Here is a 22,406-nt window from a genome sequence, read left to right on the forward strand (position 1 = left end):
GACCTCAGCCACGGTAGTAGCGCTGCGCAACGAACGGAGTACGCACCACCTGCATCGGCACGAGCTTGCCGCGTACCTGGGCAAAGACTTCGTTGTCCAGCGCCGCATGCTCGCTCTGCACGTAGCCCATCGCCAGAGGCCCACCCAGGCTCGGGCCGAAGCCGCCGCTGGTGACCCGGCCGATCACGTCCTCGCGGGCATTGACGATCAGCGTGCCCTCACGCACCGGCACCCGCTCCTTCGGCAGCAGGCCGACGCGCTTGCTGGCCACACCCTCGCGCTGCTGGGCGAAGATCCGCTCGGCACCGGGGAAGCCGCCGGCGCGCTCGCCGTCGGCACGCCGTACCTTGGAAATGGCCCAGGCCAGGCTGGCCTCGATCGGCGTGGTGCGGGTTTCCATATCGTGACCGTACAGGCACAGCCCCGCCTCCAGACGCAGCGAGTCGCGAGCGCCCAGGCCGATGGCCGCGACCTCGGGCTCGGCCAGCAGCGAGCGGGCCAGCATCAGCGCCGCCCCGACCGGGACGGAGATTTCATAGCCGTCCTCGCCGGTATAGCCCGAGCGGCTGACGTAGCAATCGGCACCGAGCAGGCGCAGCGGTGCGAACTGCATGAAGGTCATGCCGCTCACCTGCGGCGCCAACCGCGCCAGTACCCGCGCCGCCGCCGGCCCCTGCAGGGCGAGCAAGGCACGGCTGGCGAACAGCGACTCCACCTCGCACACGCCTTCCAGATGCTGCTGCAGATGCCGCAGGTCCTGCTCCTTGCAGGCGGCGTTGACCACCAGGAACAGCTCGTCCTCCGCCAGTCGCGCGACCATCAGGTCGTCGAGGATGCCGCCATCGTCGTTGGTGAACAGCGCGTAACGCTGCATGCCCACCGGCAGGTCGACGATATCCACCGGCACCAGGCGCTCCAGCGCCTTGCCGGCGTCCACACCACGCAGGCGGATCTGGCCCATATGGGACACGTCGAACAGACCGGCCTGCTCGCGGGTATGCAGGTGTTCCTTGAGTACGCCCAGCGGGTACTGGACCGGCATCGCGTAGCCGGCGAACGGCACCATGCGCGCGCCCAGCTCCAGGTGCAGGGTGTGCAGCGGCGTGTTGTGCAGTGTTTCAGTGGACATGGGTGACTCCAGGCATTCGAGGGAAACGACGGCCGGCGTGCTGCCGGCCGTCTCGGTGGATCAGGCCGGATAGACCGGGAACATGGCGCACAACCCGGCCACCTGCTGCGCCACATGGGCCTCGATCCCGGCATCGCCGAGGTGGTCGAGGATGTCGCAGACCCAGGTCGCCAGGGCGCGGCATTCCGGCTCCTGGAAGCCGCGGGTGGTCACCGCCGGGGTGCCGATGCGCAGACCGGAGGTCACGAACGGCGACTGCGGATCGTTGGGCACGGCGTTCTTGTTCACGGTGATATGGGCGCGACCGAGCGCGGCATCGGCGTCCTTGCCGGTGATGCCCTGGCGGATCAGGCTGACCAGGAACAGATGGTTGTCGGTGCCACCGGAAACCACGTCGTAGCCACGCTGGATGAAGATCTGCGCCATGGCCTGGGCGTTCCGGATCACCTGGGCCTGGTAGTCCTTGAAAGCGGGGTCGAGGGCTTCCTTGAAGCACACCGCCTTGGCCGCGATCACGTGCATCAGCGGGCCGCCCTGGCCTCCGGGGAACACGGCGGAATTGAGCTTCTTCTCCAGCTCCGGCTCGCCCTTGGTCAGGATCAGGCCACCACGCGGACCACGCAGGGTCTTGTGGGTGGTGGTGGTGACCACGTCGGCGTACGGCAACGGATTGGGGTACAGGCCGGCGGCGACCAGACCGGCGACATGGGCCATGTCGACGAACAGGTAGGCGCCGACCTTGTCGGCGATCTGGCGGAAACGCGGGAAGTCCAGAGTCCGCGAATAGGCGGAGAAGCCGGCGACGATCATCTTCGGCTGGTGCTCGACCGCCAGGCGCTCGACTTCGTCGTAGTCGATCAGACCGTTGGCATCGATACCGTATTGCACGGCGTTGTACAGCTTGCCGGAGGACGACACCTTGGCACCGTGGGTCAGGTGACCGCCGTGGGCCAGGCTCATGCCGAGAAGGGTGTCGCCGGCCTGCAGCAGGGCCAGGTAGACCGCGGCGTTGGCCTGGGAGCCGGAGTGCGGCTGGACGTTGGCGTAGCCGGCGCCGAACAGTTCTTTCGCACGCTCGATGGCCAGCTGCTCGACCACGTCGACGTGCTCGCAGCCGCCGTAGTAGCGCTTGCCCGGATAGCCTTCGGCGTACTTGTTGGTCAGCTCGGTGCCCTGGGCCTGCATCACCTGCGGGCTGGTGTAGTTTTCCGAGGCGATCAGCTCGATATGGTCTTCCTGGCGTTGCGCTTCGCGGCGGATGGCATCGAACAGCGCAGGGTCGAAATCGGAGAGGGTGAGGCTTTTGTGGAACATGGTGAATTCCTTGTTGTTCGGGTTATGTAGCCAGGCTTTCGGGCCTCATCGCTGCGGTTCGGCCCGAAAGTTCACTCAAGCATCCTGATAGCTGGACACCGGCGGACAGGCACAGGCCAGGTTGCGGTCGCCATAGACGTTGTCCACGCGCCCCACCGGCGGCCAGTACTTGCTCTCGCGCAGGCTCGTCAGCGGATACACCGCCAGCTCGCGGCTGTAGGCATGGGTCCATTCACCGGCCAGCTCGGCCGCCGTATGCGGCGCGTTCTTCAACGGGTTGTCCTGCCTGTCCAGCCCGCCACTCTCCACCGCGCGAACCTCCTCGCGAATGGCGATCATCGCCTCGCAGAAGCGGTCCAGTTCTTCCTTCGACTCGCTCTCGGTCGGCTCCACCATCAGGGTGCCGGCCACCGGGAACGACATGGTCGGCGCATGGAAGCCATAGTCGACCAGGCGCTTGGCCACGTCCTCGACACTGATCCCGCTGCTGTCCTTGAGCGGCCGCAGATCGAGGATGCACTCATGGGCCACCAGCCCGTTCTCGCCCGCATAGAGCACCGGGTAATGCGCCTCCAGACGCCGGGCCACATAGTTGGCACTGAGGATCGCCAGTTGCGAGGCGCGCTTGAGCCCTGCCCCGCCCATCATGCGGATGTACATCCAGGTGATCGGCAGGATGCTCGCGCTGCCATACGGCGCCGCGCTGACCGCACCGGTCTTGCCGCGGCCGGGCAGGAACGGCGCCAGATGCGCCTTGACCCCGATCGGCCCGACACCCGGACCGCCACCGCCATGGGGAATGCAGAAGGTCTTGTGCAGGTTCAGGTGCGAGACATCGCCGCCGAACCTGCCCGGCGCGCACAGCCCGACCATGGCGTTCATGTTGGCGCCATCGATGTAAACCTGGCCGCCGTGCTCATGAACGATCTCGCAGATCCGCGTGATGCCGTCCTCGAACACACCGTGGGTCGAGGGATAGGTGATCATCAGCGCGGCCAGGCGCTCGCGATGCTCCCCGGCCTTGGCCCGCAGATCGGCGACATCGACGTTGCCACGCTCGTCGCAGGCGACCACCACCACCCGCAGACCGGCCATCTGCGCCGTGGCCGGGTTGGTGCCATGGGCCGACGACGGGATCAGGCACACATCACGCCCGCCCTCGCCACGACTGCTGTGATACGCACGGATCGCCAGCAGCCCCGCGTACTCGCCCTGGGACCCGGCGTTCGGTTGCAGCGACACGGCGTCGTAGCCGGTGGCGGCGCAGAGCATGGCTTCCAGTTCATCGGTGAGTTGCCGATACCCCCGGGTCTGCTCCGCCGGGGCGAAGGGGTGCAGCGCCCCGAACTCCGGCCAGGTGACCGGGATCATTTCACTGGCGGCGTTGAGCTTCATGGTGCAGGAACCCAGCGGGATCATGGTCCGGTCCAGGGCCAGGTCCTTGTCGGCCAGGCGGCGCAGGTAGCGCATCAGCTCGGTTTCGCTGTGATAGCGGTTGAACACTTCATGCTGAAGGAAGGCGCTTTCCCGCAGCAGCGCTACCGGCAGACAATCCTCGACATCCAGGGCCAGCGCAGCGAAATCGGGCAGTGCCTGACCTGCCGTGGCGAACACCTGCCACAGTGCCTCGACGCTGGCCTGCTCGCAGGTTTCGTCCAGGGACACACCAAGCCGCGCATCGTCGATCATCCGCAGATTGAGCCGTGCAGCCTTGGCCGCGGCCAGTACCTCGGCCACGGGCCGGGCGCTCAGCACGCTGACACTGTCGAAGAAGTGCTGCTGCTCGACGCGATGCCCGAGCTGGCGCAGGCCCTTGACCAGGATCGCCGTCAGCCGGTGCACGCGCCGGGCGATGTCCCGCAGCCCGCGCGGGCCGTGGTAGACCGCGTACATACTGGCGATATTGGCCAGCAGCACCTGCGCCGTGCAGATGTTGCTGGTGGCCTTCTCGCGGCGGATGTGCTGCTCTCGGGTCTGCATGGCCAGGCGCAGCGCCGGCTTGCCGAAACGGTCGATGGACAGGCCGACCAGGCGCCCCGGCATGTCCCGCTTGAAGGCATCGCGGGTAGCGAAGTACGCCGCGTGCGGGCCGCCATAACCCAGCGGCACGCCGAAGCGCTGGGCACTGCCCAGCACCACGTCGGCGGCGAATTCGCCAGGTGGGGTCAACAGGGTCAGGGCCAGCAGGTCGGCGGCCACCGCCACCAGGGCACCCGCGGCATGGGCGCGCTGCACCAGGGCGCGATGGTCGACGACAGCGCCGGTGCTCGCCGGGTATTGCAGGAGCAGGCCGAAGTAACCGTCGAGACTGTCCAGCGTCGCCTCGTCACCGATCACCACCTCGATGCCCAGCGGCCTGGCGCGGGTCTGCAGCACTTCCAGGGTCTGCGGATGGCAATCACGGGAGACGAAGAAGGCTGGCGCCTTGTTCTTCGCCAGACGCTTGCAGAAGGTCATGGCCTCGGCGGCGGCGGTCGCTTCGTCGAGCAAGGATGCGTTGGCGATGTCCATGCCGGTCAGGTCGCTGACCAGGGTCTGGAAGTTCAGCAGCGCCTCCAGACGCCCCTGGGAAATCTCCGGCTGGTACGGCGTGTACGCGGTGTACCAGGCCGGGTTTTCCAGGAGGTTGCGCAGGATCGGCGCCGGCGTATGGCAGGGGTAGTAGCCCTGACCGATGTGGTTGCGCAGCAGTTGGTTGTGCGCGGCGATGGCCTTGATCGCGGCCAGGGCTTCGTTCTCGCCCTGCCCCGCGCTCAGTTCCAGCACGCTGCTGCCCTTGATCGAGGCGGGTACCACGCTGTCGATCAGGGCATCGAGGGAGGCGTGCCCGATCAGCGCCAGCATGGCTTCGATATCGTTGTCACGCGGGCCGATGTGCCGGGGAATGAACTCGTTGGCCGTGGTCAGCGGAATTGAGGTGGTCATGACGGCCTCCGGCTCAGGCGTTTTCGGCCAGGTAGCGGTCGTAGCCGTCCTGGTCCATCAGGCCGTCGAACTGCGCGGCGTCGTCGGCCTTGATGCGGAAGAACCAGCCATCCTGCAGTGGCGAGGCGTTGACCAGCTCGGGATCGTCGGCCAGGGCCTGGTTGACCTCAACCACCTCGCCGTCCAGCGGCATGCCGATGTTGCTGGCGGCCTTCACCGACTCCAGCACTGCGACTTCATTGCCCTCACCGAAACGGCCCAGGTCGGGCAACTGCACGAACACCACATCGCCCAGGGCCTGCTGGGCGAACTCGGTGATACCGACGGTGAGTTCGCCGTTGTCTTCCAGGCGCAGCCATTCGTGTTCGGGAGTAAAACGCAACGTGCTCATGGATCTTCCTCTTGTTATGTAGGTCCCGTGGCGGGACTGGGAAGAGCTAGAGCAAGGCGGGTGCCAAGTTGTGCCGGCCCTTGTAATTCAAGGGTTTGGGGCGTTTTTTCGCTAGCTTCGGGGGCATGGCCTGGAGCGGAATCGCTCCGCCTTTCCAGCGCCGGCCGGGGAAGGCCTGCGCAATGCGGGCTTGCGCCCCGCCGGAGCGGATTCGCTCCGCTGGAGCGATTTCGAACCGGGGACACAGGCCCCTGTGGCAGTGGGTTCACCCGCGCCCACCAGGATCCCGGCTGGTCAGCTATGAGCGACTGGCAATCCCATACTTGCGCAGCCGCTGGCCAATGGCGGTATGGGAGGTGCGCAGGCGCAACGCCAGTTGCCGGGTCGAGGGATAGACCGCGTAGAACTTCTCCAGCAGCGCTTTCTCGAAATCCCCCACTGCCGCCTCCAGGCTGACGATCTCCGCCGCCCCGCCCTGCTGGCCGTTGAGGGCGGTACCGGCCAGTTCCAGGTCGCCGCAGTCGATCACCTCGCCCTCGCTGATGGCCGCGGCGCGGAAGATCACGTTCTGCAACTGGCGCACATTGCCCGACCAGCGATTGCCCAGCAGCAACGGCTGGGTGGCCAGGGCCAGGCGACACGGCGCACGCCGGATCTGCGCGCAGGCCTGGGCGAGGAAGTGCTCGGCGAGCAGGAGAATGTCGCGCCCGCGTTCGCGCAGCGGCGGCACCCGCAGGTTGAGGACATTGAGGCGGTAATACAGGTCTTCGCGGAAGGCGCCCTCCAGCACCATGTTCTCCAGGTCGCGGTGGGTGGCGCAGACCACCCGCACATTGACCCGCACCTCGCCGGCGCCGCCGACCCGACGGAAACTGCCGTCGTTGAGAAAGCGCAGCAGCTTGGCCTGCAGGTAGGGCGACATCTCTCCCACCTCGTCGAGAAACACCGTGCCGCCATCGGCCAGCTCCAGCAGCCCCGGCTTGCCGCCGCGCTGGGCACCGGTGAAGGCCCCGGCGGAGTACCCGAACAGCTCGCTCTCGGCCAGGCTCTCCGGCAACGCCGCGCAGTTCAGGGCCAGGAACGAAGCATCGCGGCGCGCACTGAGGGCATGGCAGGCACGGGCCACCAGTTCCTTGCCGGTGCCGGTCTCGCCCTGGATCAGCACTGGCGCGTCGAGGCTGGCGACCTTGTGCAGGCGCGCCTTGAGTTCCCTGAGCGGTGTCGACTCGCCGAGCAAGGCGTCCAGGCCTTCACTCTGGTCGTGCAGCAACGAGGCCAGGCGCTCGCCGATGCGGCTGGGCGGATACAGGGTCAACAGACCGCCCACCAGGGCATCGGCGCCGTCGCTGATCGGCGTGGCTTCCAGCAGCAGCGCCTGCCCCTGGAATTCCACCTCGCACATCGGCAGGCGAAAGCCCTTGTCGATCAGGGTGCGCGCCAGGTCCGGCGCCTCGAACAGCGTGGACAGGCGTTCCCCCGCCGGTTCGCGCCCGCACAGGCTGACCAGGGTGGGGTTGGCCAGCAGCACATAGCCGGCCGGGTCCACGGCCAGCACCGGATCGCTCATCGCCGCCAGCAGCGCCTCCAGTTGCAGGTGGCGGCGCTGGCCGGGAAGGAAGTCCACCAGTTCCACCGCCCGCACCCCGGCCAGGCGCAGCAAGGCGTCGTGGAGTTCGTCCAGCACCGCTCGCGACAGCGCCGGCGCGTCGATGTAGACGTTGGGCGGAATCATCTCCACCGCGTCCAGGTTGAGGTTGCGCGCGCCGAGCAAGGCCAGGATCTCCTGGGTGATGCCAACGCGGTCGATGAAGGTGACGTGGATACGCATCGCGGTTTTCCCTGCTGTGCAAATGACGACAGGGGAACGACCGCCGCGCGTCGTTCCCCTGGTGTTGAGCGGCGCTCGTCCCTCAGTCCGTCTCGAAGGACATCGACGCGGCCCGCGCCCGCTTCTGCCGGAGCGAACGCCAGGACAGGCCGAGCACGGCGAACCACAGCGGGGTGACGATCAGCGCCTGGCGGGTGTCCTGCTCAAGGGCCAGGAGAACGATGAGAAACGCGAAGAACACCAGGCAGGCCCAGACCATGGGCACGCCGCCGGGCATCTTGTAGTTCGAGGCCTGGTGCAGGTGCTCGCGCTTGCGCCGGTAGGCCAGGTACGAGAGCAGGATCAGGGTCCAGACGAACATGAACAGCAGCGCCGACACCGTGGTGATCAGGGTGAAGGCCTCCATCAGGTTCGGCACCAGGTAGATGACCAGCGCACCGGCCAGCAGGCACACGCAGGAGAAGATCAGGCCGTTGGACGGCACCGCGCGGCGCGACAGGTTGCGGAACGCTCCCGGCGCATCGCCTTCCAGGGCCAGACCGTAGAGCATGCGGCTGGTGGAGAACACGCCGCTGTTGGCCGAGGATGCCGCGGAGGTCAGCACCACGAAGTTGATGATCCCGGCGGCGGCCGGCAGCCCGGCGAGGACGAACAGCTCGACGAACGGGCTCTTGCCCGGGACCACGTCGCGCCATGGGGTGACCGCCATGATCGCGATCAGCGCCAGCACATAGAAGACGATGATGCGCACCGGGATCGAGTTGATCGCCCGTGGCAGGTTGCGCTCGGGGTTGCGGGTTTCCGCGGCGGTGGTGCCGACCAGCTCGATGCCGACGAAGGCGAACACGGCGATCTGGAAACCGGCGAAGAAGCCCATCACGCCGTGGGGGAACATGCCCTGGTCATTCCACAGGTTGCCGAGGCTGGCGACCTGCCCGGCCGGCGACTGCCAGGCCGCGACCACCATGTACAGGCCGGTGCAGACCAGCGCGCAGATGGCGACGATCTTGATCATGGCGAACCAGAACTCCAGTTCGCCGAACATCTTCACTGTCAGCAGGTTCAGCGACAGCAGCACGCCGACGCAGGCGATGGCCGGGGCCCACTGGGGGATGTCCGGGAACCAGAACTGCGAGTAGGCGGAGATGGCGATGACATCGGCGATGCCGGTGACGATCCAGCAGAACCAGTAGGTCCAGCCGGTGAAGTAGCCGGCCCAGGGACCGAGCAGGTCGGCGGAGAAATCGATGAAGGACTTGTAGTTGAGGTTCGACAGCAGCAGCTCGCCCATCGCCCGCATGACGAAGAACAGCATGAAGCCGATGATCATGTAGACGAAGATGATCGATGGGCCGGCGAGGCTGATGGTCTTGCCCGAGCCCATGAACAGGCCGGTGCCGATGGCCCCGCCGATGGCGATCAGCTGGATGTGGCGGTTGGAGAGATTGCGCTGCAGTTCGTGCTCTTCCTGTCCTGGCGGACGGTGGCCATGCGTAGTGTTTTTCATGGATTGACCTTGCAAGTTGAATTGTTTTTATAACGTCAGGCAAGGAGGAGTCAGCAAGGCTTGTGCCAGGGCTGGAAGGTGCGGTTTTGAGCGGTTTTGCCGGTTTTTGCCGTAACGATCTCGCTCCAGCCTATTGAGGAAAAACCCTACAAAGACAGCGGAAACCGTGGGCAGGGAGCGGTGTAGCGAAATCGCTCCAATGGAACGCTATCGGTCCGGGGCTTGTACAGGCCGGGAGGGTCCTGTCGCTGCATGGGTATCTACACATCTTCGAAGGCTTGTCGGGGGACCGCATCAAGGCCGTCAGGTGACTGTCTTGGGTCTTGCAGCGCTCTGAAGATCGAGCGCCGCCCGCGCGGCGCATCGCGGGCAACGCCCGCTCCCACATTCGCTGCAACGTACCTATGTCTGACAGGCCATGGTTGACCGCCTTGTTGGTTCGACTCGATACCGAGTCGAGCCCAACAGCCTCCCCGCGATGCATCGCCGAAAAAACAAAGGCTGACAACTCAAATCCGACAGGCCATGGCGCGTTGCAAAAGATGTGGGAGCGGGCATTGCCCGCGATGCGCCGCGCGGGCGGCGCTCGATCTGCAGGGCGCTGCAAGACCCAAGACAGTCACCTGGCGGCCTTGATGCGGTCCCCCGTCAAGCCATCAAAGATGTGTAGATACCCATGCCTATCGCTGGCAACGCCCGCTCCCACAAGGATCGCCGTCAACCACAAGATCCAGTCCCGGCGCAAAACCCGGCGCGCGTTGCCCGCGATGAGGCCCGCGGATCAGCCGATCTTCCTCAAAGGCACCCCGCTGCGCTGCTGCTCTTCCCAACCACCCACCAGCCCCACCGGCACCTGCGCCGGCGCCAGCGGCTGCCTGCCGCGCACCAGGTCCGCGGCCCGCTCCGCCAGCATGATGGTCGGCGCATTCAGGTTGCCGTTCGGCTCGCTCGGGAACACCGACGAGTCGATCACCCGCAGCCCCTGCATCCCGCGCACCCGCAAGGTCGAATCCACCACCGCCATGTCATCCTCGCCCATCCGGCACGACCCGCAGGGATGCATGGTGCTCTCCATGTTGGCCCGCACGAACGCATCGATCTCGGCGTCCGTCTGCACATGCTTGCCTGGCGCCAGTTCCTCGCCACGGAAACGATCCATGGCCGGCTGCGCGATGATCTCCCGGGTCAGCCGCACGCAGCGGCGAAAGCCCTCACGGTCCTCCTCGCTCTCCAGGTAGTTGAAGCGAATCTCCGGATGCTGGTAGGGATCCGCCGACAAGGCTCGCACATGCCCGCGGCTCTTCGGTTTGTTCGGTCCGGTCAGCACCATGAAACCATGCCCCTTGAACGGCTTGTCGCCGTCATAACGCATCGCCGCCGGCAGGAAGTGGAACTGGATGTCCGGCCAGCGCAGCCCCTTCGTCGAGCGGATGAAACCGCCCGCCTCGAAGTGGTTGCTCGCGCCCAGGCCATCCTTGAACAACAGCCAGCGCAGGCCGATCAGCGCCTTGCCCAGCAGGGTCATCCTGCCGTTGAGGGTCACCGGCTGCTTGCAGGCGTACTGGATGTAGATCTCCGAATGGTCCTGGAGATTCTCGCCGACGCCGGGCAGCTCATGCCGCACTTCGATCCCCGCCTTGCGCAGCACTTCCCGCGGGCCGATGCCGGAGCGCTGCAACAGGTGCGGCGAGCCGATCGGCCCGGACGCCACCAGCACCTCGCGGTTGCAATGGACCTGGTGCGTCTGCCCGCCCTCGTCGTACTCCACGCCCACCGCGCGCTTGCCCTCCAGGAGGATGCGCCGGGTCATGGCATGGGTGATCACGGTCAGGTTGGGTCGGCTCATGGCCGGGCGCAGGTAGGCGTTGGCGGTGGACCAGCGCACGCCGTCCTTCACCGTCATGTGCATGGCACCGAAGCCTTCCTGCATATAGCCGTTGCAGTCGTCGGTCTTGATATAGCCAGCCTCCGCACCCGCCTCGACCCAGGCACCGTACAGCGGGTTCTGCATGTTGTTGCCGTTGTTGGTGGCCAGCGGTCCGCTACCGCCACGGTACTCGTCGCCGCCGAACTTGTAGCCCTCGGCGCGCTTGAAGTACGGCAGGCAATGCCGATAGCTCCAGTCCTTCGCGCCGAGGCTTTCCCACTCGTCGAAGTCGCAGGCATGCCCGCGTATGTACACCAGGCCGTTGATCGACGAGGACCCGCCGAGCACCTTGCCCCGCGGGCAGTGCAGGCGGCGGCCGTCCAGGTGCGGCTCGGCGACGGTCTCGTAGCGCCAGTTGTACTTCTTCGTGTTCATCGGCAGGGAAAAGGCGCTGGGCATCTGGATCAGCACGCTCCGGTCGCTGCCACCGAATTCCAGGACCAGGACCGAGACCCCGGCGTCCTCGCTGAGACGGTTGGCCAGGACGCAACCGGCCGAGCCGGCACCGATGATGATGTAGTCGTATCGCTTGTTCATTGACTTAGTCCTTTGCTCCGAGGCCGACGGCCCCGACGTTGCGTTCGGTACCTTGCGCGTAGCCACCCCAGCCACAGCGTGCGGCCAGCAGGCGGGTCAGGCCGTAGTGCAGCAGCCCGGCCAGCAGGCAGGACGGCAGCGAGGCGCTGGCGAAGGTGAAGAAGGTGGTATGGGCCAGGGTCTGCGGGTTGAACACCACCACGTAGATGGCGAAACCGGCGACCAGCGCCACCAGGGCGATGGGGTTGAAGCCCTTGCAGAAGCGCAGCGGCGAACCCTGCGGGTCGGCATACAGATGGCGCAGGTTCACGCGTTGGCGGCGCAGGAAGAAGTAGTCGGCGATGCCGATCCCGGCCAGGGCGCTGTTCAGCGCGGAGGTCCACACCAGGAAGATGAAGAAGCCGTCGTAGATGCCCGGGAAACACAGCACGATCGCCACCGGAATCACGCAGAACAGTGCCACCAGCACACCCCAGGGCATCCGCCGCAGCCGCTCGCCGGCCAGCTGGCGCAGGCCGATCACCGCGGTGTAGAGGATATTGACCATGCCGGTGAGGTTGGCCAGGGCGAGGAAGCCCAGGGCGATCACGCCGAAGGTCATGCCACCGGCCAGGCGCATCCACGCGGTGGGGTCGCTGCTGCCCAGGGTCGAGGCGGCGAACAGGCTTACCGTCTCGCCCACCGAGGCCGCGCCGAAGATGCCCAGCAGATTCGGCCAGAACGCCGTGCGCTGATTGCTGCACAACCGCGACAGGTTGCCGATGTAGGGCCACCAGGAAAAGCCCGCGGCGATATTGATCTCCACGGCGATCATGAAGTTGACCCGCTGGTCGGCGAACGGCGGCTGCAGGGCCGGCATCGCCAGCAGTTCGGCGAGGCTGTGGTCGCGCGCGATGAGCACCATCAGGACGAGCATGATCAGGATCAGGCTCGGCGCGATCACCGCACTGAGCCGACGGATCATGTCCGGCCCGCGCATCGCCACCAGCGCCGCGAGGACGATGGCCAGCAAGGCGCCGCCAGTGACCCAGGCCCCATCACCGTCGGGCGGGACCTGTTTCACCAGGGTCTCCAGGTTGTCCAGGGCCCGCCCGCACATCAGCCCGAGCACCGCCAGCCAACCCAGGGTCAGCACCACCACCGAGAGGAAGTACACCAGGCGGCTGCCGTTCACCCCGAACATGCCGCGCAGGTAGGTGAACTGCTCGACGCCGTACTTGCCGCAGGGCAGGCAGGTGGACGCCGCGGCGAGGATCACCCCGATCAGGTTGCCGATGACGATGGCGGCGATGCCCTGTTTCGGCCCGACGAACAAGGCCGTGGCCCCGCCGATCAGGAACACCCAGGTGGCCACCGCCAGCGCCGAGTTGGCATAGGCGAAGCCCCAGAAACCCCAGACCCGTTCACTGGGCAACAGGGGCGTGTCGCCACGCTCGGCGGCGAGGCGGAATTCCTCCTCACGGGCCGGGTTCATGGCTGGCCTCCCAGCCACAGGGCCAGGCCGATCATCACCACGCTCAAGGCCAGCAGGGCCAGACAATCCACGGCGTTCAACGCCCCGGGCCAGTCCGCCCTGCCCTCCAGTTCTTCATAGGCGCGCAGGCGCCGCTCCAGATCCTGCGCACGTTCGCTATCCGCTTGGCTGTTCATTCGCGCATCACCCTCTTCAGGTTCTTGTTCTTGAAATTCGATGCATTCTTTGCTTCGGCGTCGCCGGCCGACCGCCCGGCGACGCCCTGCCACTCAGGGCAAGGTGATCCAGACCGCCTTGGTCTCCAGGAGAAACTCCAGTTGTTCGGCACCCATGTCCTTGCCATAGCCCGACTGCTTGTAGCCGCCGAACGGCATGGACGGGTCCAGGGTGCTGTGGGCGTTGACATACACGGTGCCGGCGCGCAACCGCGGAATCAGCCCGTGGACCTTGCCCAGGTCGTTGGAATAGAGCGCCGCGGCCAGACCGAACTGCGAGTCGTTGGCCAGGGTCAGCGCCTCTTGCACCGTATCGAAGGGCGCGGTTACCAGCACCGGACCGAAGATCTCTTCCTGGACGATGCGCATGCTGTTGTCGCAGTCGGCGAAGATCGTCGGCTGGACGAAGAAGCCCGGCCCTTCCAGCGGCTCACCACCGTAGTACAGACGTGCGCCCTCGGCCTTGCCCAGCGCGATGTACTCCAGCACCCGCTGTTGCTGCTGGGGCGAAACCATCGGGCTGATGAAGCAGTCCGGGTCGAGGCCGGGCGCGATCTTCAGGGTCGCCGTGTACTTCGCCAGGGCTTCGAGGAATTGCGGGTAGATGCTGCGCTCGACATAGGCGCGGGTGCCGGCATCGCACACCTGCCCCGAGTTGAAGAACACACCGTTGGCCACCGCCTGCGCAGCCGCCTCGATATCCGCGTCGGCAAAGACGATCGCCGGTGACTTGCCGCCCAGTTCCAGGGTCAGGCGCTTCATCTGCTCCAGGGCGCTCTTGCCCACCGTGCAGCCGACCGGGGTCGACCCGGTGAAGCTGAGCTTGTCGATGCCCGGATGGCTGGACATCGCCGCGCCGACCACACTGCCACGGCCGGTGACGATGTTCAGCACGCCATCGGGAATCCCCGCCTCCTGCACCAGTTCGGCGAAACGCAGGGCCGACAGCGAGGTCAGTTCCGCCGGTTTGACCACCACGGTGCAGCCGGTGGCCAGGGCGGCGCCGAGCTTCCAGGCCATGGTCTGCAGCGGAAAGTTCCACGGCACGATCACCCCGACCACGCCGACCGCCTCCTTGCGCGTATAGGCCAGGTAGTTGCCGGGCAGCGAGGGCTCGACGGTACGGCCATGCAGCTTGCTGGCCCAGCCGGCGAAGTAGCGCAGGGTGTCGACGGTGCCCTGGATATCCACGGCACGGGCCTGGACCACCGATTTGCCCATGTCGATGGATTCGATCTCGGCCAGTTCGTCGCCATGCTGCTCGACCAGGTCGGCGAGGCGATGGATCAGGCGTTCCCGTTCCAGGGGTTTCAACTGGCTCCAGGCACCGCCGTCGAACTGCTGGCGCGCGGCGCGCACCGCCAGGTCGAGGTCTTGCGCGGTGCCCATGGGGATGCTGCCCAGCAGGCCCCCGGTGGAGGGTTCGATCACCGCCGCGACCGCGCCATCGCTGGCTTCCAGCCAGGCACCGCCGATGAACATGCGTTGCGGCTTGCCGAGGAAACGCTGGGTGGCTTCGCTGATGCCGAAGTGCTGCAGGTAGGTCTTGACCTTGTTGTCCACAGTGAATGCTCCGGATCAGCGGGCGCGGGCGCGCGCATGGAAGATGAAGCCGATGCTGTTCATCAGCAGTTGCGCGGCGAGGATCGAGGTGACGCCGGCGGGGTCGTAGGCCGGGGCCACTTCCACCAGGTCCATGCCGACGATGCGCCCCTGGCTGCGCCGGGCCAGGGCCTGGATGATCTCCAGCACCTCGTAGTAGAGGAAACCACCATGGCTCGGCGTGCCAGTGCCGGGGGCGATGGACGGGTCGAAGCCGTCGATGTCGATGGTGATGTAGTAGTCATGGCCTTCGGGAATCCGCGCCAGCACACCTTCGCAGCCGAGGCGGCGCACATCGCGCACCGACAGGATCTGCGAGCCGGCGTCGCGGGCGGCGTCGTAGTCGTCGCGGTTGGACGAGGACACGTTGCGAATGCCCATCTGGGTCATGCCGACGATGTGCTCGAGTTCCGAGGCACGGCGCAACGGGCTGCCATGGCCGTAGCGCACACCGTGTCGCTCGTCGACGAAATCGAGGTGGGCGTCGAAGTGGATGATATGGATCGGGCCATGGCCCTCGAACGCCTTGATCACCGGGGCGTGGATCGAGTGGTCGCCGCCGAGGACCACCGGCATCGCGCCGGCGGCGAGGATCTGGCGCACCGCCGATTCGATATTGGCGTTGCTGGTGGCCATGTCGGTGTGGACGATATCGGCATCGCCGACGTCGACCATGCGCAGCTGGTCTTCGGTCAGGTAGGTGGTGTCGTCCTCATGGTCGTAGGCACCGGCGTGGCCGAAGGAAAACAGGGTCGACGCCTCGCGGATGCCACGTGGTCCGAAGCGGGCGCCGGAGCGCCACTGGGTGCCCATGTCGTTGGGTGCGCCGAGGATCGCCACGTCGGCATCGATGGCCGCCCAGTCGGTGCAGATGGGCGACTTGGCGAAGGTGCAGTGCCCGACGAAGGGCAGGTTCAGGCGGCCGGATTGATAACCGTGCTTTGCCATGTTCAAGGTGCTCCACGTTCTTGTTCTGGTCAGGAGACGGGGCGATTGCTCGACCACCGTTGCGCTTCACTATGGCGCTGACGTGGCCCGGGAAAAATGCGCAAGTGCAGATGCATACATCGCCGGGCCCGATGTATTGGTGGACTGACCGTTGGCTGCTGTTCCCGGCGTTGCGGCGGCGCAAGGCCCGTGGTTAGCTTGGGCAAAAACAATCTCTGCGGGGCCTCATATCAGCCAGCGCGATGTGAGCCACGCACAGGAGGCCTAGCGTGATCCAGCTCCACGATGTCGATCTCAAGCTCTTGCGGGTATTCACCACCATCGTTCGCTGCGGCGGTTTTTCCGCGGCGCAGGCGGCGCTGAATGCCGGGCAGTCGACCATCAGCGAACAGATGACCCATCTGGAAACCCGCCTCGGGGTCAAGCTGTGCCAGCGCGGCCGTGGCGGCTTTCGTCTGACCGAACAGGGTGTGGCGATCCACGAGGCGACCCTGCGCCTGCTCGGCGCGGTGGAGAGCTTCTGTCTGGACGCCGACGTGCTCAAGCAACACATCAGCGGCAAGCTCAACCTGGGCATCATCGACTCCACTCTCACCGACCCCGCCTCGCCGCTGCCACGCACGACCCAGCGCTTCGTCTCGCGTGGACATGACGCTCATCTGCACATCTACATCGGCAGCCCGGCGGAGCTGGAGGAACGGGTGCTGGACGGGCGTCTGCACCTGGCCATCGGGCACTTCCCGTTGCAGGTGGCGGGGTTGTCCTACCTGCCGTTGTACGAGGAGGCGCTGGGCTTGTACTGCGGGCGGCGGCATCCGTTGTTCGCCAGTCGCCTGGGCAACGGACGCTTGCTCGACGAGGTACGCGCCAGCCGCATCGTGGTGCGTGGCTACATGCAGGAATACGACCTGGAGCAACTCGGCGTGAGCAGAGCCGCCGCCACGGTGGAGAACATCGAGGCGGCGGCGATCCTGATCATTTCCGGGGCCTATGTCGGGTTCCTGCCGGTGCATTTCGCCGAGCAGTGGGAGAAGACCGGCCAGATGCGCCGGCTGGGGGCCAACAGTCTGAACCTGACCTCGCCGTTCGACGTGATCACCCGGCGCGGGGTGTCGCCGCCGATCCTCCAGGCATTTCTGGAGGACCTGGCGGCGTGCATGCACGGCGCCTGAAAACGCCTGCGGGAGCCGTCCGCTCAGTCCAGCCTGAGCCACTGCGTGGGGCTCAGGCCGATCTTGCGCCGAAACGCCCTGGCCAGCGCCGAGGCACTCTCGTAGCCCACCTCCTGGGCCACCACCGCGATCGGTGTTCCAGCGCGCAGCCGGCGTTGGGCCAGGGTCACCCGCCAGGTGGCCAGGTAATCCGCCGGGGTATCGCCGACCACGCGGCGAAAATGCTCGGCGAAACTGGCGCGCGACATGGCCGCGAGCCCGGCCAGTCCGGCCACCGTCCAGGGCTCCCGGGGGCGCTCGTGCATTGCCGCGAGGGCACGGCACAGGCGGCTGTCGGCCAGCCCTGCGAGCACACCGGGCGACACCCGCCGCTCGGCCATCAGCTGGCGCAGCAGCTGGATCACCGCCAACTCGAAAAGCCGGTTGAGCACCAGCTCGCGAGCGATGCCCTGCCCCGCCACTTCGTCGAACAGCCAGTCGATGCAACCCTTGAGCTGCGGCAGCTCACGCAACGGGCTGACGATATAGTCGGGCAACGCCTGGCGCAGCGGATTGGCCGCGCCACCATCGAATCTCAGGGTCGCGCACACCAGCTCGGCACGATCGGATTCGCTGGCGATCAGACGGTGGGCATTCGGGCGTACCACCATCATCAGGCCGGGTTCTTCCAGGCGGTGCAGGCGCCCACCGTGCTCCTGGAACGTCATCCCGCCGCCGCGCAGCAAGTGGATATGCCCGCACGCGGGATCGGTGTAGTGGCTCGATCCGCAGAACCCGCCCTGGAAATAGGTCGCGGCATGCAGGTTGAACTGGTTGAGCAGCGTTGCCAGGTGATCCATGCCCTTCCTCATTGCTGGACGATCGGTCGCATTCCCGCGACGCCTGGAACCCAGGCTCCAGAAGCGGCTGCCTAGAATGCCCAGCCTCTCAGGCGAACGCCATTCCATCCCTTGTCCAGGAGTTTCACCATGAACCGGATTCTCGATAGCCAGGCCGATATTGCGTTTCTGCGCTGGGCGCTGGTGCTGATCTTCGCGCTGTTCGGCTATGCCAAATGGTTCGACTACGAAGCGCAGGCGCTCATCCCGCTGCTCGACAACAGTCCATTGCTGTTCTGGATGCACGGGCTGTTCGGCATCCAGGGCGCCAGCCAGGCCCTGGGCGTCGCCGAGTGGAGCATCGGCCTGGGGCTGGCCCTCGGCGCCTGGTGGCCGAGAATCGGCGCCATCGCCGCCGCCGCGTCGGCGCTGACCTACCTCGTTACCCTGACGTTGGTGTTCTCCACGCCCGGAGCCTGGGAAGTGTCCGCCGGCGGCTTTCCGGCGATGGGTGGCGCCACCTCGTTCCTGATCAAGGACCTGGTGCTGCTGGCAGCGTCGGTGACGCTGCTCAAGCAAGCCTTGCGCGCAAACGGCGCTTGAAACGAACGTCACCCTCGGCAGCCAGCTCGACGACCAGGGCACCGCGGCGAATGTGGCTGATGTAACGGAGGTCGCTCACCTACTGCATGGCGATGAAAATGTTGTCTGTGCCGATGCGGGTTATACCGGCGTGGAGAAAAGGTCTGAGCATGACGGGAGGCCAGTGATCTGGCAGATTGCGGCTCGCCGCAGTACCTACAAGCACCTGAGTAAACGCAGCGCGCTTTACAAAGCCAGACGCAAGGTCGAGAAGGTCAAGGCGCAGGCGCGAGCGAAAGTGGAACATCCACGAGACGTTGTTCACTGGAGCTCGGGGAACCTTGCTGGGCGTTTCTTCAGCCTAGTCCCGCAATTAACATATCGTTAGTTGTGATAAATAAAGGGTCTTGTTAGATTGGTCTAAATCAATAGTGCCCGATCAGGAGAGCTCCCATGTCTGACCCCCGTTGGAGCGATAGCATAGACACCGTCTTGGGACCTGCGCACTTCCGCCAGCTAGGTGGTTGGCTGGAGAAGCCTGAAGACCTGCAGCCGCAACTGGAAGGGAACGTCAGCGCTGATGTGATTGTGGTCGGTGCCGGCTTTGCCGGTCTGTCCACTGCCCTTGAACTCACTGCATTGGGCGCGAAAGTGGTAGTGCTGGAGCAGGAATTCGCCGGGTTCGGTGCCAGTGGCCGCAACGCAGGTTACCTGGTCGGCGGGCAGGGTATGAAGTTCGACCTGTTCGTCAAGCGCGTTGGGTTCGAGAAGGCTCGAGGCATCGTGAAATTCTACGATGACGGCGTCAGTTATGTGGAGCGCCGGCTAAAAGAATTGGGCATTGATTGCGACTACAATGCATCCGGCATTATCCGTGCGGGTGTGCATCCCTCCCAGGAAAAGCGGCTTCGCGAGAGCATGCAAATGGGGTTGGACTTAGGCTCGCCTGCGCAGTTCCTGGACAATGCTGCTATGCGTGCGCGAGGCATCCCACCGGCATTCCTGTTCGGTTGCCATTTCCCCAACGGCGGCACACTGAATCCTGGTAAATACGTTCTGGGGCTCCGGCGAGCGGTTATTGAAGCTGGCATAAGTCTCTACGAGCACACACCACTGCTCAGCTATAACGAAGGTTCAGTGATTAAATGTAATACACCGCGAGGCAGTGCGAGCGCGCGGCATGTGGTGTTTGCCACCAACGCCTATACCCCGCAATTGGGCTTGCTCCGCAATAAGGTCGTGCCCATAAAGGTATCCGCGATTGAAACCGAGCCCCTTTCAGCGGCGCAGCTCGAATCTCTGGGGTGGCCCAATCGTGAGGGGATCACTACGTCTCACCTTGCGATGGAAAGCCATCGCCTGACTGCGCATAACACGCTAGTGCTGAGCACCAAGCGACTCAGTTATGTGTATGGCAGCAAGACACCAAACGTTCCTGATAGCGCTGCCTACAAGGCGTTGGCCGAAGGCCTCAATGCCCGCTTCCCGACGTTGCGGGGTCTGGGGATCGCTCACTGCTGGAGCGGTTACATCAGCTTTGCCTTCGACGCCTTGCCGGTTGTTGGGGCATCAGGGCCTGAACAGAACATTCTCTACACCGCCGGTTGCTCCGGGCATGGCGTGGGTACTCAGTCGTTCATCGGTCGATTGCTGGCAGAGCGCATCAGCGGCATTGAGCATCCCTCCATGGCTGCCCTGCGTCATACCACACCATCGCTGTTTCCCGAGCCTCTGCAGTGGTGCGCAATGACGCTGGCGCTGGGCGCAGCAAACCAGCTGGATGGTTTTACCAATTGGCGCGTGCGAAAGGATTGAGTCGAAGGGCGGGACCTTCTCTGTACTTTGCATGAAGATCCTTGATGGTAAATCTTGCCAGTTACGCCACAGGTGGTGCGGTCAGCGCCTGAAGCTGCTGAGCACCTGCTGCTCCAGCAACACCCCATTGCCCGCAAATCAACACCGACACCAGCCGCCCCCAGCATTTCCGGGCCCCTGCCCCATCTGGCGTGAAACCTGCTCTGCCCCTGCAACGAACCGCACAGAGGCAACAGCATGAGCCAACACCCACCCTTCACCCGCCGTCGCTTTCTTGGCAATGGCCTGGCCCTCGGTGGCCTGTCCCTGGGCGGCAGCCTGCTCGCCGGTTGCGGCGATGACCACCCGTCCGCCAGCAGCGACGCCGGCGACAACAGCCCACGCTACGGCGGCCGCCTGCGCCTGGGCATTCTCGACGGCAACCAGGCCGGCAACCTCGACGCGCACAAGCCGGTCGGCAGCGGCATCGTTCGCGGCTTCGCCCTGTACAGCAAGCTCTGGGAATGGGACGAGAACATGCTGCCGCGCCTGGCCCTGGCCGAAGAGGCCGAGGTCAGCCCGGACGGCAAGGTGTGGACCCTGCGCCTGCACAAGGACCTGGAATTCCACCACGGCAAGACCATCGATTCCGACGACCTGCTGTTCTCCATCCGCCGCCTGACCGATCCGCAACTGGCCTCGCCCTTCGCCGCGCTGCTGCACTGGATCGACCGCGACAACCTGGAGAAACTGGACAAGCGCACCCTGCGCGTCCGTTTCAAGGACGGCGCGGGCTTCGTGCCGCTGCCGGAGACCTGGGTCAATTTCGGCGGCATCGTGCCGGTGGACTATCACCCGGTGACCAACCCGGTGGGCGCCGGGCCGTACCGTTTCAAGAGCTTCGCCGCTGGCCAGCGCTCGCTGTTCACCCGCTTCGAGAACTACTACAAGAGCGGCCGTCCCTATGCCGACGAGCTGGAGATCATCGGTTTCAAGGACCAGACCTCGCGCCTCGCCGCGCTCAAGGCCGGCCAGTTGGACATGGCCAATGCCCTGGCCGCCGAGCACCTGCGCCTGATCGAGAACGACCCGCGCCTGCGGGTGCTGACCTCGGTCACCGGCAACTGGCTGGGGTTCGACATGAATACGCGGAAAGCACCGTTCGACGACCCGCGGGTGCGCCAGGCCTTTCGCCTGCTGGCCGATCGCGAGGATCTGGTGGCGCGGGTGCTCAATGGCCAGGGACGACCGGCCAATGATCTGTATGCGCCGAACGATCCGACGTTCGACCACGGCATCCCCCCACGCCAGCAGGACCTGGACAGCGCCAGGACATTGCTGCGCGAAGCCGGTCAGGAAAACCTCAAGCTGGAACTGATCGCCGAGCAGGAGGGCGTGGCGCTGTCCTCGGCCCTGGTGTTCGCCGAGCAGGCCCGACGTGCCGGCGTGGACATCAATGTGCGCCAGGTGGATGCCGCGACGTTCAATGGTCCGCAGCACACCGAATGGACCTTCAGTACCGGCGGCAGCATTGGCGCGCCCTTCCTCACCTGCGCGCTGCATGCGGATGCGCCGGTATCGGTGGCGAACAAGACCCACTTCGACGACCCGCGGTTTACCGAGCTGTTCCTGCAGGCGCTGGCCGAACCGGATGTGCAGAAGCGCAAGCCGCTGGTGCACGAGGCGCAGCGGATCCAGTACGAGCGCGGCGGGATGCTGGTGTGGGGCTATGCCAACCTGGTGGATGGCATAGCCCGGCGGGTGGGTGGCGCGGCGGCGGAGAAGACTCTGTTTCCGACCTGGCGCTTCGATCAGTTGTGGTTGCGGGACAAGGCTTGAAGGGTGTGCTGGGCCTGCCGGCCTCATCGCTGCGTGGGTATCTGCACAATTCTGAGCGCCTGGCTGGAAACCGCATTTGGGCCGACAGGGGCTCGCCTAAACATGTGCAGCGCCCTCAAGATCGAGCGCCGCCCGCGCGGCGCATCGCGAGCGCGCTCGCTCCTACATTTTTTGCAACGTGCCATGGCCTGTGAGAGCGGCGTTGCCAGCCTTTGGTGCCTGGCGATTTATCGCGGGGAAGCTGTTGGGCTAGACGCGGTACCGTGTCGTACCAACAAGGCGGTCAACCATGGCCTGTCAGGCATAGGTACGTTGCAACAAATGTAGATACTCTGTTGGCGGTCAAGCTTTTTTGAGGTGATCAGAGCTGAAAAGCTTGGCCGTATCGAATGGTTCGTTCCCGT

General features: G+C 65.5%; 16 protein-coding genes and 1 pseudogene. 5 read left to right on the forward strand and 12 right to left on the reverse strand.

The window, feature by feature from the left end:
• Window positions 1-4 precede the first annotated feature (4 nt).
• The 11 genes from gcvT to speB all read right to left on the reverse strand — a co-directional run bounded on the left by gcvT (window position 5) and on the right by speB (window position 15,797).
• A complete protein-coding gene (gcvT, locus tag CHB99_RS25510; protein ID WP_042127187.1) occupies window positions 5-1,129 on the reverse strand; it encodes a glycine cleavage system aminomethyltransferase GcvT in 1,125 nt (374 codons plus the stop codon).
• Window positions 1,130-1,189: 60 nt separating this feature from the next.
• Window positions 1,190-2,443: a serine hydroxymethyltransferase gene (gene glyA / locus CHB99_RS25515; RefSeq protein ID WP_042127184.1), complete on the reverse strand. Its 1,254-nt coding sequence runs from the start codon at window positions 2,441-2,443 to the stop codon at window positions 1,190-1,192.
• Between the two features lie 75 nt (window positions 2,444-2,518).
• Window positions 2,519-5,368, reverse strand: a complete 2,850-nt coding sequence (gene gcvP / locus CHB99_RS25520) for an aminomethyl-transferring glycine dehydrogenase (protein WP_042127182.1) — start codon at window positions 5,366-5,368, stop codon at window positions 2,519-2,521.
• 13 nt (window positions 5,369-5,381) lie between these two features.
• The gene (gene gcvH / locus CHB99_RS25525) at window positions 5,382-5,759 is read right to left on the reverse strand and encodes a glycine cleavage system protein GcvH (protein ID WP_042127180.1); all 378 of its coding nucleotides are present in this window, start codon (window positions 5,757-5,759) and stop codon (window positions 5,382-5,384) included.
• A 298-nt stretch (window positions 5,760-6,057) separates the two neighbouring features.
• The gene (locus CHB99_RS25530) at window positions 6,058-7,587 is read right to left on the reverse strand and encodes a sigma-54-dependent transcriptional regulator (protein ID WP_042127179.1); all 1,530 of its coding nucleotides are present in this window, start codon (window positions 7,585-7,587) and stop codon (window positions 6,058-6,060) included.
• An 82-nt stretch (window positions 7,588-7,669) separates the two neighbouring features.
• Window positions 7,670-9,094 (reverse strand): D-serine/D-alanine/glycine transporter, encoded by a 1,425-nt coding sequence (gene cycA / locus CHB99_RS25535; protein WP_042127177.1) that lies wholly within the window; start codon window positions 9,092-9,094, stop codon window positions 7,670-7,672.
• Window positions 9,095-9,875: 781 nt separating this feature from the next.
• Complete coding sequence (betA, locus tag CHB99_RS25540; protein ID WP_042130339.1) at window positions 9,876-11,558, reverse strand: choline dehydrogenase; 1,683 nt, start codon at window positions 11,556-11,558, stop codon at window positions 9,876-9,878.
• 4 nt (window positions 11,559-11,562) lie between these two features.
• Window positions 11,563-13,032, reverse strand: coding sequence for a purine-cytosine permease family protein (locus CHB99_RS25545; RefSeq protein WP_042130341.1), 1,470 nt, complete (start codon window positions 13,030-13,032; stop codon window positions 11,563-11,565).
• Window positions 13,029-13,208 (reverse strand): hypothetical protein, encoded by a 180-nt coding sequence (locus CHB99_RS25550; protein WP_042130343.1) that lies wholly within the window; start codon window positions 13,206-13,208, stop codon window positions 13,029-13,031. The genes CHB99_RS25545 and CHB99_RS25550 overlap by 4 nt, the downstream gene beginning before the upstream one ends.
• Before the next feature lie 93 nt (window positions 13,209-13,301).
• Window positions 13,302-14,810, reverse strand: coding sequence for an aldehyde dehydrogenase family protein (locus CHB99_RS25555; protein ID WP_042130346.1), 1,509 nt, complete (start codon window positions 14,808-14,810; stop codon window positions 13,302-13,304).
• A 15-nt stretch (window positions 14,811-14,825) separates the two neighbouring features.
• The gene (speB, locus tag CHB99_RS25560) at window positions 14,826-15,797 is read right to left on the reverse strand and encodes an agmatinase (RefSeq protein WP_042130347.1); all 972 of its coding nucleotides are present in this window, start codon (window positions 15,795-15,797) and stop codon (window positions 14,826-14,828) included.
• 269 nt (window positions 15,798-16,066) lie between these two features.
• On the opposite strand from speB, the gene CHB99_RS25565 reads away from it, so the two are divergent.
• Window positions 16,067-16,969, forward strand: coding sequence for a LysR family transcriptional regulator (locus CHB99_RS25565; RefSeq protein ID WP_042130350.1), 903 nt, complete (start codon window positions 16,067-16,069; stop codon window positions 16,967-16,969).
• 23 nt (window positions 16,970-16,992) lie between these two features.
• On the opposite strand, the gene CHB99_RS25570 is transcribed toward CHB99_RS25565, so the two are convergent.
• Window positions 16,993-17,808, reverse strand: a complete 816-nt coding sequence (locus CHB99_RS25570) for an AraC family transcriptional regulator (protein WP_042130352.1) — start codon at window positions 17,806-17,808, stop codon at window positions 16,993-16,995.
• Between the two features lie 129 nt (window positions 17,809-17,937).
• On the opposite strand from CHB99_RS25570, the gene CHB99_RS25575 reads away from it, so the two are divergent.
• From CHB99_RS25575 to CHB99_RS25590, 4 genes and pseudogenes are all read left to right on the forward strand, one after another.
• The gene (locus CHB99_RS25575) at window positions 17,938-18,390 is read left to right on the forward strand and encodes a YkgB family protein (RefSeq protein WP_042130354.1); all 453 of its coding nucleotides are present in this window, start codon (window positions 17,938-17,940) and stop codon (window positions 18,388-18,390) included.
• 34 nt (window positions 18,391-18,424) lie between these two features.
• Window positions 18,425-18,733 (forward strand): annotated as a pseudogene (locus CHB99_RS25580) (transposase); the annotation flags it as partial.
• Between the two features lie 89 nt (window positions 18,734-18,822).
• The gene (locus CHB99_RS25585; protein ID WP_042130358.1) at window positions 18,823-20,184 is read left to right on the forward strand and encodes an NAD(P)/FAD-dependent oxidoreductase; all 1,362 of its coding nucleotides are present in this window, start codon (window positions 18,823-18,825) and stop codon (window positions 20,182-20,184) included.
• Between the two features lie 237 nt (window positions 20,185-20,421).
• Window positions 20,422-22,002, forward strand: coding sequence for an ABC transporter substrate-binding protein (locus CHB99_RS25590; RefSeq protein WP_042130360.1), 1,581 nt, complete (start codon window positions 20,422-20,424; stop codon window positions 22,000-22,002).
• The last annotated feature ends 404 nt before the right edge of the window (window positions 22,003-22,406 follow it).

It is taken from the genome of Pseudomonas japonica, assembly GCF_900188455.1.
In the GTDB taxonomy this organism is placed as follows: domain Bacteria; phylum Pseudomonadota; class Gammaproteobacteria; order Pseudomonadales; family Pseudomonadaceae; genus Aquipseudomonas; species Aquipseudomonas japonica.

Excerpts from the sequence above, each read along its gene's own strand:
- gcvT (WP_042127187.1), bottom strand. The coding sequence starts at position 1,129 with ATGTCCACTGAAACACTGCACAACACGCCGCTGCACACCCTGCACCTG.
- glyA (WP_042127184.1), bottom strand. The coding sequence starts at position 2,443 with ATGTTCCACAAAAGCCTCACCCTCTCCGATTTCGACCCTGCGCTGTTC.
- gcvP (WP_042127182.1), bottom strand. The coding sequence starts at position 5,368 with ATGACCACCTCAATTCCGCTGACCACGGCCAACGAGTTCATTCCCCGG.
- gcvH (WP_042127180.1), bottom strand. The coding sequence starts at position 5,759 with ATGAGCACGTTGCGTTTTACTCCCGAACACGAATGGCTGCGCCTGGAA.
- CHB99_RS25530 (WP_042127179.1), bottom strand. The coding sequence starts at position 7,587 with ATGCGTATCCACGTCACCTTCATCGACCGCGTTGGCATCACCCAGGAG.
- cycA (WP_042127177.1), bottom strand. The coding sequence starts at position 9,094 with ATGAAAAACACTACGCATGGCCACCGTCCGCCAGGACAGGAAGAGCAC.
- betA (WP_042130339.1), bottom strand. The coding sequence starts at position 11,558 with ATGAACAAGCGATACGACTACATCATCATCGGTGCCGGCTCGGCCGGT.
- CHB99_RS25545 (WP_042130341.1), bottom strand. The coding sequence starts at position 13,032 with ATGAACCCGGCCCGTGAGGAGGAATTCCGCCTCGCCGCCGAGCGTGGC.
- CHB99_RS25550 (WP_042130343.1), bottom strand. The coding sequence starts at position 13,208 with ATGAACAGCCAAGCGGATAGCGAACGTGCGCAGGATCTGGAGCGGCGC.
- speB (WP_042130347.1), bottom strand. The coding sequence starts at position 15,797 with ATGGCAAAGCACGGTTATCAATCCGGCCGCCTGAACCTGCCCTTCGTC.
- CHB99_RS25570 (WP_042130352.1), bottom strand. The coding sequence starts at position 17,808 with ATGGATCACCTGGCAACGCTGCTCAACCAGTTCAACCTGCATGCCGCG.
- CHB99_RS25575 (WP_042130354.1), top strand. The coding sequence starts at position 17,938 with ATGAACCGGATTCTCGATAGCCAGGCCGATATTGCGTTTCTGCGCTGG.
- CHB99_RS25585 (WP_042130358.1), top strand. The coding sequence starts at position 18,823 with ATGTCTGACCCCCGTTGGAGCGATAGCATAGACACCGTCTTGGGACCT.
- CHB99_RS25590 (WP_042130360.1), top strand. The coding sequence starts at position 20,422 with ATGAGCCAACACCCACCCTTCACCCGCCGTCGCTTTCTTGGCAATGGC.